This is a genomic window from Streptococcus sp. NLN64 (assembly GCF_015831295.1).
GTDB lineage: Bacteria > Bacillota > Bacilli > Lactobacillales > Streptococcaceae > Streptococcus.
The window spans coordinates 1-12,333 of sequence record NZ_JADXDQ010000052.1; the positions used below are offsets into that span (position 1 = coordinate 1).

The 12,333-nt window shown below is 44.1% G+C and carries 13 protein-coding genes; 3 read left to right on the forward strand and 10 right to left on the reverse strand.

Features of this window, described 5'->3' with window-relative positions; translation table 11 throughout:
- Positions 1-350: 350 nt before the first annotated feature.
- Genes I2503_RS07505 through deoC form a run of 6 tightly spaced genes read right to left on the reverse strand, consistent with a single transcriptional unit; the run spans position 351 to position 6,047 of the window.
- Positions 351-1,307, reverse strand: a complete 957-nt coding sequence (locus tag I2503_RS07505) for an ABC transporter permease (RefSeq protein WP_196967552.1) — start codon at positions 1,305-1,307, stop codon at positions 351-353.
- Positions 1,304-2,365, reverse strand: coding sequence for an ABC transporter permease (locus tag I2503_RS07510; protein WP_196091847.1), 1,062 nt, complete (start codon positions 2,363-2,365; stop codon positions 1,304-1,306). The genes I2503_RS07505 and I2503_RS07510 overlap by 4 nt, the downstream gene beginning before the upstream one ends.
- Complete coding sequence (locus tag I2503_RS07515; RefSeq protein ID WP_196091848.1) at positions 2,358-3,893, reverse strand: ABC transporter ATP-binding protein; 1,536 nt, start codon at positions 3,891-3,893, stop codon at positions 2,358-2,360. The genes I2503_RS07510 and I2503_RS07515 overlap by 8 nt, the downstream gene beginning before the upstream one ends.
- 32 nt (positions 3,894-3,925) lie before the next feature.
- The gene (locus I2503_RS07520) at positions 3,926-4,981 is read right to left on the reverse strand and encodes a BMP family protein (RefSeq protein WP_196091849.1); all 1,056 of its coding nucleotides are present in this window, start codon (positions 4,979-4,981) and stop codon (positions 3,926-3,928) included.
- Positions 4,982-5,008: 27 nt separating this feature from the next.
- Positions 5,009-5,398, reverse strand: a complete 390-nt coding sequence (locus tag I2503_RS07525; protein ID WP_196091850.1) for a cytidine deaminase — start codon at positions 5,396-5,398, stop codon at positions 5,009-5,011.
- A complete protein-coding gene (gene deoC, locus I2503_RS07530) occupies positions 5,385-6,047 on the reverse strand; it encodes a deoxyribose-phosphate aldolase (protein WP_196091851.1) in 663 nt (220 codons plus the stop codon). Before deoC ends, I2503_RS07525 begins: the two co-directional genes overlap by 14 nt.
- On the opposite strand from deoC, the gene I2503_RS07535 reads away from it, so the two are divergent.
- Positions 6,021-6,356, forward strand: a complete 336-nt coding sequence (locus I2503_RS07535) for a hypothetical protein (protein WP_196091852.1) — start codon at positions 6,021-6,023, stop codon at positions 6,354-6,356. The genes deoC and I2503_RS07535 overlap by 27 nt on opposite strands.
- Before the next feature lie 2 nt (positions 6,357-6,358).
- Here I2503_RS07535 and I2503_RS07540 read toward each other — a convergent pair whose 3' ends face one another.
- The 4 genes from I2503_RS07540 to I2503_RS07555 all read right to left on the reverse strand — a co-directional run bounded on the left by I2503_RS07540 (position 6,359) and on the right by I2503_RS07555 (position 10,875).
- The gene (locus I2503_RS07540; RefSeq protein ID WP_196091853.1) at positions 6,359-7,405 is read right to left on the reverse strand and encodes a BMP family protein; all 1,047 of its coding nucleotides are present in this window, start codon (positions 7,403-7,405) and stop codon (positions 6,359-6,361) included.
- Positions 7,406-7,593: 188 nt separating this feature from the next.
- Positions 7,594-8,646, reverse strand: a complete 1,053-nt coding sequence (locus I2503_RS07545) for a BMP family protein (RefSeq protein ID WP_196091854.1) — start codon at positions 8,644-8,646, stop codon at positions 7,594-7,596.
- A 364-nt stretch (positions 8,647-9,010) separates the two neighbouring features.
- Positions 9,011-10,288: a pyrimidine-nucleoside phosphorylase gene (locus tag I2503_RS07550; protein WP_196967553.1), complete on the reverse strand. Its 1,278-nt coding sequence runs from the start codon at positions 10,286-10,288 to the stop codon at positions 9,011-9,013.
- Entirely contained in the window at positions 10,285-10,875 is a 591-nt protein-coding gene (locus I2503_RS07555; RefSeq protein WP_196967554.1) for a class I SAM-dependent methyltransferase, read from the reverse strand. The genes I2503_RS07550 and I2503_RS07555 overlap by 4 nt, the downstream gene beginning before the upstream one ends.
- 89 nt (positions 10,876-10,964) lie before the next feature.
- Between I2503_RS07555 and coaA the strand changes: the two genes are divergently transcribed.
- Together coaA and rpsT are read left to right on the forward strand one after the other, a co-directional pair.
- On the forward strand, positions 10,965-11,885 hold the full coding sequence (gene coaA, locus I2503_RS07560) for a type I pantothenate kinase (protein WP_196967555.1): 921 nt from the start codon (positions 10,965-10,967) through the stop codon (positions 11,883-11,885).
- Between the two features lie 67 nt (positions 11,886-11,952).
- Entirely contained in the window at positions 11,953-12,189 is a 237-nt protein-coding gene (gene rpsT, locus I2503_RS07565; RefSeq protein ID WP_135037360.1) for a 30S ribosomal protein S20, read from the forward strand.
- Positions 12,190-12,333: the final 144 nt, after the last annotated feature.

Genomic DNA, 12,333 nt, shown 5'->3' on the forward strand with positions numbered 1-12,333 from the left:
CGCCATAATTCGTTAGATTTCCTCCCTTAAAAGAAAAATTCTTGTTTTTAGCATTATTATTTGTTAGACTGAACATGTGGATTTCCTTTCTTTTTATATTTTATATGCACTTATATCATAAAGGGGAAATCCTTTTTTGTCTAGTCGAATGTTTCACCCAATGGGTGAAAAGCAGAACCTTCCAGAAACCCTGTGATCAATACGGTTTCTGGAAGGTTTTTAAGTTAGGTATGAATAATTGGGGATGACTTTATCGGCTATATTTTTTTCATTTCCATTCACTTCTGTGTAACAGGATAACCCTTTTTTGAAAAAAGGTTCCTGGCGCTAGGCCAGGAACCTTTAAGAATTTATTTAGACTTAATATAATTGACTCCGACTGCCTTCGGTGCAACGGCTTTTCCAAAGAAGGCCGCAAGGACAACGATGGTTAAGACGTAAGGAGCAATCTGTAGATAAACAGCTGGAACCTTATCAAAGAGTGGCAATTGGCTACCGATAACAGCCAAACTCTGAGAAAGTCCGAAGAAGAGGCTGGAGAGCATGGCACCAACTGGACTCCATTTTCCGAAAATCATCGCAGCAAGGGCAATAAACCCAGGTCCAACAATAGTGGAAATAGAGAAGTTTACGGAAATGGATTGGGCATAAACCGCACCTCCGACTCCTCCAAGGAAACCAGAAATCATGACACCCGCATACCGCATCATGTAGACATTGATTCCCAATGTATCCGCCGCTTGAGGGTGTTCACCAACGGAACGAAGGCGCAGACCGAACTTGGTCTTGAACATAATAAACCAAGCCAGGAAAGAGGTTGCGATGGCCACGTAACCCATAATCGATGTATTCTTGAAAAAGACTTCTCCGATAAAGGGGATATCTGATAAAATCGGGAAATCAAAGCGTCCGAAGGACTCCTGGATGTTGTCCGTTTGTCCCTTGTTGTAGAGCACTTTGACCAAGAAAACTGTTAAGGCTGGAGCCATCAAGTTCAATACCGTACCGCTGACAACATGGTCCGCCCGGAAATGAACGGTCGCTACCGCATGGAGGAGGGAGAAGAGAACGCCCGCCAAACCACCAACAAGTAAGGCCAACCATGGAGTTGCATCGCCAAGAGCAGATGCAGTTGAAAGGTTGAAGACAACCGCTGAAAAAGCGCCGACAACCATAATTCCTTCCAAACCAACATTGACAATCCCTGAATGCTCAGAGAAGGTTCCACCAATGGAGGTGAAAATGAGAGGGGCTGAATAAATCAGCATGGAAGACACTAATAAGGCTAATAGGGTTTCGAGATTCATTTAGCTTGCCCTCCCTTTTTTGCTTTTGACTCAAGGAATTTTTCAATCACGTAATGAATTCCAACGAAGAAGATAATAGAAGCCGTCACAATGTTAACCAATTCTGGTGGAATGGACGCTGCATTCATCCCCGGTGCACCAACTTGGAGAACCGCAAAGAGGAAGGCCGCGAAAATAATTCCAATTGGAGAGTTATTGGCCAAAAGGGATACGGCCATCCCATTGAAACCGATAGACAAGGACGAACCTTGAATGTAAACATTTTGGAAGGTTCCAAGTCCTTCCACAGCACCCCCAAGACCCGCAAGGGCACCAGAGATAATCATGGAAATAATGATAATTCGTTTAGAGGACATCCCTGCGTACTCACTGGCATGAGGGTTAAGACCAACCGAGCGAATTTCAAATCCGAGGGTGGTTTTCTTCAACAGGAACCAGATAAGGGCCACCGCGATAATAGCGAAGAAAATCCCAATGTTCATCCTTGAATTGCTGGTAAGAGCCCGCAACCACTCTGTCTGATAAGTAGCGTTCATGCCAACCGGCTTACTAGAGTCGGTACTTTGCATAACGGATTGTGGCAGTTGGTGAATCAAGGCATTTCCCACAAAGAGAACAATGTAGTTCATCATGATAGTGACAATAACCTCACTGGTCCCCAAGTAAGCCCGAAGGACACCTGGAATAGAACCAACCAAACCACCCGCTACCATGGCAATCACGATGGTAGCGGGAATCATAACCAATCGAGGTAAATCCGGATTGAGTAGGGCAAAGGATGCGGCTGCAATCCAGCCTGCCAAGGCTTGTCCAGACAAACCGACGTTAAAGAATCCTGCTCGACTAGCCACTGCAAAACCGAGACCAATTAACGTCAAGGGCCCCATAGCCCGGAAAATTTCCCCAATAGATCTAAGCGAACCAAAAGCTGTCGCAAAGAGCGCTTCATAGCCCCAAATAGCATCGTAGCCAAAGATCCACATAATGATGGCTCCTAGGAGAATCCCAAGGAGAACGGAGATCAAAGGGACAGCTGCACCTTGAAGTTTCTTAGACATTTCCTTCCTCCTTCTTCAATTCTCCACCAGCCATCAAGATACCAAGCTCTTGCTTGTTGGTGGTTTCAGGATCCAATTCACCCTGAATGTGACCGTCATGGATAACTGCAATACGGTCTGAGACGTTGAGAATCTCATCCAATTCAAAAGACACCACCAAAATGGCTTTACCTTTATCCCGCTCTTCAATCAGGCGTTTGTGGATGTACTCTATCGCTCCAACGTCCAAGCCCCGTGTTGGTTGACTAACAATGAGGAGATCTGGATTACGATCAACTTCCCGCGCGATAATGGCTTTTTGCTGGTTTCCTCCAGAAAGTGCCTTTGCTGGCACATACTCACTGGCGGCCCGCACATCAAATTCAGCCATCAGGCGACGTGCTTGGTCATAGATGTTCCCATAGTTGAGAATCCCTTTGGAACTCATTGGCTCTTTGTAGTAGGTTTGAAGCGCAATATTTTCTGAAATAGACAATTCTAGCACCAAACCATCACGATGGCGGTCCTCTGGAACGTGTCCAACTTGCATTTCAGTAATGGTCCGCGGGCTTGCACCAACGATATTTTCACCTTTAAGTGTAATAGTCCCAGATTTTACCTTACGGAGTCCTGTAATCGCTTGGATCAATTCCGTTTGACCATTCCCATCGATACCGGCAATTCCGACAATTTCACCTGCCCGAATATCCAAAGTAAGATTTTTCACAGCTGGAACTCCACGGTTTTCCAAGACCACCAAATCCTTAATGGAAAGGACCGTTTCTTTGGGTTGTGCCTTAACCTTTTCTGTTTTGAAGGAAACAGAACGTCCCACCATCATCTCAGCAAGGTCTTGGTTGGTTGCACCGGCAATTTCAACGGTCTCAATACTCTTACCACGACGAATGACAGTCACACGATCCGCAACGGCCCGGATTTCATCCAATTTGTGGGTAATGAGAATCAGAGATTTTCCTTCTTTGACCAAACTCTTCATAATTTCAACCAGTTCTTGAATTTCGGAAGGGGTCAAAACCGCTGTTGGTTCATCAAAAATCAGAATGTCAGCACCACGATAGAGAGTTTTCAGAATCTCTACCCGTTGTTGCATCCCTACGGAAATGTCTTCCACCTTAGCAGATGGATCTACTGCAAGACCATACCGCTTGGACAGTTCTTCAATTTCTTTGGTGGCTTCTTTAATGTCCAGCACACCGTTTTTGGTAACTTCACTTCCAAGGATAATATTTTCTGCGACCGTGAAAGCCTCTACTAGCATAAAGTGCTGGTGAACCATCCCAATCCCCAAGGAAGCAGCCTTTGAAGGAGAATCCAATTGAACAACTTGGCCATTGACCGCAATTTCACCGCTGGTTGGTTCAAGCAAGCCCGCCAGCATGTTCATCAAGGTTGATTTTCCTGCCCCATTTTCTCCGAGAAGGGCGTGAATCTCGCCCTTACGGAGTTGAAGGTTGATATGGTCATTGGCAACAAAATCTCCAAATTTTTTGGTGATATCGCGCATCTCGATGACATGTTCATTTGCCATATTCCGTTTATCCTTTCTAACGTCTTCCTAAATTATTTTTCAGGAACCGTTACCTTGCCATCGATGATGGCTTGTTTTGCTTCTTCGACAGCTTTTTTAGTGTCTTCGTTCAAGTTATCGTAAGTTACTTCTACACCACCTGATTTCAAATCGTAGGCAGTTGTTGTTCCACCAGGGAACTTATCTTCTTGCAATTTAGTTGCCATATCCTTGATGGTGTTTCCGACCTCTTTCAATGTTGAAGTCAAGACTACGTTAGATTCTTTACCATCTTTGTCTTTGTATCCACCTTGAGGGGCTTGATCGCTATCAACACCGATAACCCAAACTTTTTCGTCTGAATCAGCAGCAAATTTCTCATTCCGGGTAATCGCTTCATTCAGAAGGCCATCACCAGTTTTACCAGAAGCGTGGAAAATCACGTCTGCACCAGCTGCGTATTGAGCAGCTGCAATGGTTTTACCTTTAGCGGCATCATTAAAGGAACCAGCATAGTCCACTTGGACTTTAATCGATGGGTCAACTGATTTGACCCCTGCTTCGAAACCTTTTTCAAAGCGCGTGATAACTTCACTTTCAACCCCACCAATGAAACCAACTTGTTTGGTTTTGGTGTTCTTGGCCGCAGCAACACCTGCAAGGTAAGCTGCTTCTTGATCCGCGAAGGTTGCTGAAGCAACGTTATCCAAATCAATCACGCTATCCACCATCACAAATTTTGTATCTGGATTGTTTTTAGCGACTTCCTCCAATGATGTTGCAAGGGCAAATCCAGCACCTGCAACCATATCATAGCCTTCTGTGATGGCTTGTTGGAAATTGTTGGTGAAGTCAGATTCATTTTCAGACTGATAGTAGGTATAGCCTTGATTTTGTTCCAAATTGTTTTCTTCACCCCATGCTTTCAAACCTGTCCATGCAGATTCGTTGAAGGAGTGGTCATCAACCCCACCGGTATCCGTCACGTAGGCTACACGAATGGAATCTGAAGCAGCTTCTGAACGATCACCACTGCGGTTAGAACACGCTGCCAAACCAAGTACTGCAAGTGATGCTGCTCCGAGTGCTACAATTTTATTTGACTTCATTACAATCTCCTCTTTTTATTTCATTCTTTAATTTAAATCTTTAAAAGAATAAGGTAACAACTCTTCCATAGACATGGTTTTCGTTGACCCATCCTTGGCAATTAATGTAATCGGCAAATCGGCTTCAAAAAATTCAGCCATTACCTGACGGCAAGCTCCACAAGGCGAAACAGGTCTCTCCGTTTCTCCGTAAATATACAGAGCTGAAAATTCAGTAACTCCTTCTGAAACTGCCTTAAAAATAGCAGTTCTCTCTCCACAATTGGTTAAACCAAAGCTCGCATTTTCAATGTTGACCCCGGTATAATAGCGACCATCCTTGGCCACTAAAACAGCCCCAATCGGAAAGTGAGAATAAGGAACGTAGGCTTTTTGGGCCATTTCCATCGCTAATTGAATTGGATCAGTAGCCTCCATCCACAACCTCGCCTTTCATGATGGCAACACCTGAAGAAGTTCCAATACGTGTTGCACCAGCTTCAACAAAAGCTACTGCATCTTCATAGGAACGAGCTCCACCCGCTGCTTTAACACCGAAATCGGGTCCAACTACTCGGCGCATCAATTCCAAATCAGGAACGTTTGCTCCAGCAGTTGAAAATCCAGTTGAAGTTTTCACGAAGTCTGCACCAGCCTCAACTGTTAATCGAGAAGCACGTTCCTTCTCTTCATCCGTTAACAAGGCTGTTTCAATGATCACCTTAACAAGTGCATCTCCGCTAGCTTCAACAACTGCTTGGATATCCTCTAAAACAGCTTGGTCGTCTCCATCTTTCAGAGCTGCAATATTAATAACCATGTCTACTTCACTCGCTCCATTTTTAACAGCCTCTGCTGTCTCAAACGCCTTGGTTGCAGAAGTTGTTGCTCCCAGAGGGAAACCGATAACGGTACAAACCTTTACATCAGTTCCAGCCAATTCCTTGGCAGCCAAAGCTACCCAGCTAGGATTCAAACAGACGCTCGCAAAATCGTACTCTTTAGCTTCTTCAATCAGCTGTAGAATCGCGTCTTTTTGGGCATCTGCTTTGAGTAGTGTATGGTCAATATATTTGTTAAGTTTCATGGTTTTTCTCCTATTCATTTGCCATGGTATTCGTTTACATTACACTATCTCTATTCTATCATTTTTTACAGAACAATGACCACCTCCCTTCAAGATTTTTCTGTCAAAAAAGAGGTTGAAAAAATTCAACCTCTTACTAAAGCAAGTGACCGTGTTCCGCTAACTCATTCTATTGAAATGGCTAACCTTTCACCCATTCCTGGTAAAGGCTTGCCCCCAAATGAGGGACCTCTGCCACTTTTACGAGTAGATGAGTCAGAAGATTTTGCCCTTGAGAAAGGAAGGGTCAAACCTCGCACCATCACCTAAGTCTATTTTTCAGGAACTTTTATATTTCCTGCAATAATAGCTTCTTTGGCGTCTGAAACGGCTGCTTTAGCATCTGAGGATAGTTGACCAGTAACTAAGTTCACCCCTCCAGACTTCAAACCATAAACAATGGTTTGATTCCCAGGGAAATTTCCGTCACTCGTCTTTTCTGCAACATCTTTCAAAGCTGCTCCGACTTCTTTGATCGTTGAAGTCAAAACAAAGTTTGCTTTTTTTCCATCCTTGGAAGTGTATTCGCCTTCTGCAGATTGATCCTGGTCGACACCGATGACCCAAACTTTATCGGCTTCATCACGTGTTTCATTCAAATCTTTAGCTTCCTTGAAGACACCTGCTCCACTTCCACCTGCTGCATGGTAAATAACATCAGCTCCACCGGCGTATTGCGCCTGCGCCAAAGACTTGCCTTTTGACGCGTCGGTAAAGGAACCTGCGTAATCTACCTGAACTTTGATATCTGGATCCACCGAATGGACACCAGCTTCAAAGCCTTTTTCAAACCGTTTGACAACCTCAGATTCCATACCGCCAATAAAACCGACTTGTTTTTTCTCTGTGGTTTTAGCTGCTGCAACTCCCGCCAGGTAAGCCGCTTCTTGATCCGCAAATGTTGCACTGGTTACGTTGTCTTGACCTTCAATGACCTCATCAATAATCAAGTAATTAACTTCTGGGTGATCCTTTGCAGCTTGTTCAACAGCATTTTTCACCATAAATCCAATACCGATAACCAAGTTACTACCATTGGTTGCTGCTTGTTCAAAATTATTGGTGTAGTCGGACTCAGAATCGGATTGGTAATACCCATAGCCATTTCCTTCACTTAACCCCTGAGATTTACCCCAGGCTTCCAAGCCTTCCCAAGCAGATTGGCTAAAGGATTTATCATCAACACCTCCAGCACCTGTAACAAGCGTCGCCTTAACCTTGGTTTCCGTATTCTCTGTGTTACCTCGCTGTCCACAGGCCACTAATCCCAGTGTCGCCACCGCCAGACCTGCTACAGCCAGAATCGGCTTTTTATTCAAAGCGCTAACCTCCATTTTTTACATACGATTGACAGTATAGCATAGAAACGATGATTTGGCTAGACTTCATTCGTGAAAAACAAGGAATTTTCTTGAAAACTTCCAAGAACATATCGTAAACACGAACGTTTTCAAATTCAGTGTCCCTTATATACAAAAAACCAGGAAATTCCTGGCTTTTTGCAGTCTTATTTAGTAGGTACTTGTAGGTCGCCTGCTACGATTTTGTCTTTTGCTTCTTTAACAGCAGCTTTGGCATCATCAGACAAGTTTGTTTCTGCAAGGTCAACCCCTTTATCTTTCAAACCGTAAGTGATGTGTTTACCACCTGGGAACTTATCATCTTTAGCTTGGTTGGCCAAATCCTTCACAGCTTCCCCAACTTCTTTCAAGGTAGAAGCAAGTACGAAGTTAGACTCTTTACCGTCTTTAGAAGTGTAGTTCCCTTCATCTTTCTGGTCACGGTCAACACCGATTACCCAAACTTTTTCTGCTTCGTCTTTGGTTTCATTCAAGTCTTTCGCTTCTTTGAAGACACCAACACCAGTACCACCAGCTGCTTGATAGATAACATCTACACCAGCTGAGTATTGAGCTTGAGCGATAGATTTACCTTTAGCGGCATCACTGAAGGAACCTGCGTAGTCCACACGAACATTGATAGAAGGATCTACAGATTTAACACCTGCTTCAAACCCTTTTTCGAAACGAGTGATAACCTCTGATTCCATACCACCGATGAAACCAATTTCTTTAGACTTAGTTGTTTTAGCAGCTGCCACACCAGCTAGGTATGCAGCTTCATTGTCCGCAAAGGTTGCGCTCGCAACGTTGTCCATGTTTTCAATCACTTCATCAATGATAACATAGTTAGTATCTGTGCGATCTTTTGCTGCAGACTCAACGGCGTTACGAAGGGCGAATCCAATACCAAATACCAATTGGTTACCACTTGAAGCAGCTTGTTCCAAATTGTTTGCGTAATCAGACTCACTTTGAGATTGGATGTAGCTGATTCCATTTCCTTCAGAAAGACCATTTTCTTTCCCCCAAGCCATCAACCCTTCCCAAGCAGATTGGTTAAAGGACTTATCGTCAACCCCACCAGTATCGGTTACGATAACGGCTTTAAGGTCGGTTTTAGCATCGGCATTTTGACTTGTAGAACGGTTTCCACAGGCAACCAAAGTTAGCGCTGCTGCAGCCGTCAATCCGATACCAAACCATTGTTTCTTGTTCATGTTGAACCTCCTAAAAAATGTTAGAACTGATGAGTGATTGTCATCACTAAGCAAAGACGATGTTAGGGATGTCGAAACGAAAATCATACTCATTATAGTCTTTTAGTTTATCTTTTATTACTGTGTTAGCTCGTCTTGCCGTACTTCAGTACTGTCTACGACTCGCTGCCTTGTACTAAAAGTAAACTAAAAGACTATGCTTTTCAAAATCTGAATGCGTCAATCCTCTTCGCCGAACCCCTGGTTCTGTCTTCATCGGATTGATAGAGGTTGGGACAAAGTCTCAACCTTTTTATTTTAGTTAGTAAAATAACTGTTCCATTGCATAAAAACTTCGACTGTTTTGAGTATTAAAACAATTCTATTACCGAACGATTTCAATAATTTCCTTGATTTCGACCTCTTCGTTTCCTATTTTAACATTTTCCAGAAATTCTTCAAGCATAACTTTCGGAATTTCCGAATTTGCATAAATTCTGGCTAGAACTTCTCCTTCTTCTACACGGTCGCCTACTTTTTTCTCAAAAACAATCCCTGTTTCAAAATCAAGTGGGTCTGTTTTAACCGCTCGACCTGCTCCCAACTTCATAGCAAACAAACCATAGTAAAGTGCTGGTAGTTCAGCAATATAGCCACCTGTAGGAGCCTTAACTTCATAGACTTCTTGAATTTGAACAGGACGGTAAAGATCTTCCAAATCTCCACCTTGAGCTGCGACCATTTCTTCCAATTTTGCCAAAGCAGAACCGTTTTCAAGATGGGAACGAACCTCCTCAACGGACTTTTCAACGCCCGCTAAAGCCAACAACATTTGCCCTAACTCGCTGACAAAGTTCGTAATATCCGAACGACCTTGCCCCCGTAAAATCTCAATCGCTTCTAGCAACTCCAAACGGTTTCCAATCGCCCGACCTAAAGGCTGGCTCATATCGGTAACCACTGCAACAGTCTCTCGACCAACAGCTTTCCCAAGATTCACCATTGTGGTCGCCAATTCACGCGCCTCTTCAATGGTCTTCATAAAGGCACCTTGACCGACTGTCACATCCAAGAGGATGGCATCGGAACCCGCCGCAATTTTCTTACTCATGACTGAACTGGCAATCAATGGGATAATATCCACTGTCGCAGTCACATCCCGAAGGGCATACAGCAATTTATCCGCCTTAACCAACTGGTCGGACTGACCAATGACAGAAACGCCAATATCTTGGACTTGCTGAATAAAATCAGCTTCTGGGATTTCCACTTGGAAACCTTTAATGGATTCCAGTTTATCCAAGGTTCCACCCGTGTGCCCCAAACCACGGCCACTCATCTTTGCAACCGATACGCCGAAACTTGCCACCAATGGTGCCAGAATCAAGGTCACCTTGTCCCCGACTCCACCAGTAGAATGCTTATCCACTTTGATCCCTGGAATGGCAGACAAGTCCACCTGATCTCCACTTGCCACCATGGCCATGGTGAGATCACTAATTTCCCGCGTATCCATTCCCTTGAAATAAATAGCCATCGCCAAAGCAGCCATCTGGTAGTCTGGAACACTTCCGTCCACATAGCCTTCGATGAGCCAATCAATCTCCTCTTTACTTAAGCTGTAACCATCTCGTTTTTTCTGAATTAAATCAACCGCTCTCATTCTTTCACACTTCTAAGGATGTAATAACCCTTATCCTTTCCAATAATATCACAATGACCGAAGATTTCTTCCATCTTCTTCTTTGCACTTGGCGCCCCTTGTTTCTTTTGAATGACTAGGGTCAAATCTCCCCCAGACTCCAAGTAAGCCGGAGCCTCCTCAATAATCCTGTGGACCACTGACTTACCCGCCCGGATAGGGGGATTGGAGATAATATGGGTAAAGGTCCCTGCCACCTGGTCATAGACATCAGAGGCAAAAACACTAGCCTCCACCCCATTGGCCTGGGCATTTTTGATAGCCAGGTCTAGAGCCCTTTCATTGACGTCCACCATGGTTACTGTCTGTTCCTGCACCTTGGCAAGGGTAATTCCCAAGGGTCCATAACCACAGCCCACATCCAAGAGCGATCCTCCAGGTACAAAGTCGAGGCTATCCAACAACACCCGCGACCCGTAGTCCACCTGTTTTTTTGAAAAAACACCAGCATCCGCTAAAAAACGAAAATCCGTGCCCAAGAGGGACACGCGCAACTCTCGCACATCATGTGCGGCATCCGGCTGCCGCTCAAAATACATCTTACTCATAGGTTTATTCTATCACAACTGGAAGCATTATGGAAACGGTTTACAGCACTGCAACCCTATGATATACTAGGCGAAGAAACGAGGATACTATGCAGGAATTTTTGAATTACCGTCCCATCAAGCGAGAGGAATGGCGACATTTACAACCCGGATTAACCAACGCCGGACTAACCCAGGCAGAATTGGATGCCATCCGAAGCCTCAATGACCCCATCCAGCTGGAGGAAATCCATGACATTTACCTTCCGTTAATCCATTTGCTTCATATATATAGAAAAAACAAAGAAGAACTCAACCGATCCAAAGGAGCTTTCCTTGGTCAAACCGCTAGCAAGTCCCCCTTCATCATTGGAATTGCTGGTAGCGTTGCTGTAGGCAAATCGACAACCAGCCGCCTCCTTCGTCTGCTTCTACAACAGGCATATCCTACATTACAGGTGGATTTGGTCACCACGGATGGTTTTCTCTATCCCAATGCCACTCTAGAAGCTAAGCAGATCATGCACCAAAAAGGCTTCCCCCAGTCTTATGACATGGAAAAATTGCTAGACTTTTTGGACCATATCCGGAATGGAGATGCCTACGATGTTCCCCTCTACTCCCACGAAAGTTACGACATCCTCCCTGATCAGGCCTTTCACTTGGAAAACACAGATATCCTGATTGTGGAAGGGATCAATCTCTTTCAAATCTCAGACCAACCCAATCTTTACAGTCTCGACTATTTTGATTTTTCCATCTATATCGACGCCCCAACCGACCTCATCGAGCAGTGGTACCTCGAGCGTTTCCTCAAATTGCGAGAACTGGCTATGGAGAAGCCGGAAAATTACCACCACCGCTTCAGCCTCATGAGTGCGGAGCAATCCTTGGCCTATGCGCGCCATATTTGGGAAAGCATCAATTTGGTCAACCTACAAGACTATATCCAGCCCACTCGAAATCGGGCTCAAATGATTCTTCACAAAGACCAAGACCACAAAATTGATAAAATCTACCTAAAAAAATGAAATCTTCTTGTCAAGCTAGGGAAATTCCTGTATAATTAGATAGTTATTACATATGGAGGTGAACATTTTGGCAAATATTAAATCAGCTATCAAACGCGCTGAATTAAACGTGAAACAAAACGAAAAAAATTCAGCTCAAAAATCAGCTATGCGTACTGCTATCAAGAACTTCGAAGCTAACCCAACTGAAGAACTTTTCCGTACTGCATCTGCTGCTATTGATAAAGCAGAAACAAAAGGTTTGATTCACAAAAACAAAGCAAGCCGCGACAAATCACGCCTTGCTGCTAAACTTGCTAAATAAGAAAGTTAGAAGCTCCCTGGCAATGTCATTAAGTTAAGGATTTCGAAAGCTCCTAAATCGAGCTTTCGAAATCTTTTTTTGCTATACTTAGGCTCAAGGAGGTGGATAGAATGCCAAATCAAGTAAAGAAGCAACTACGAAATA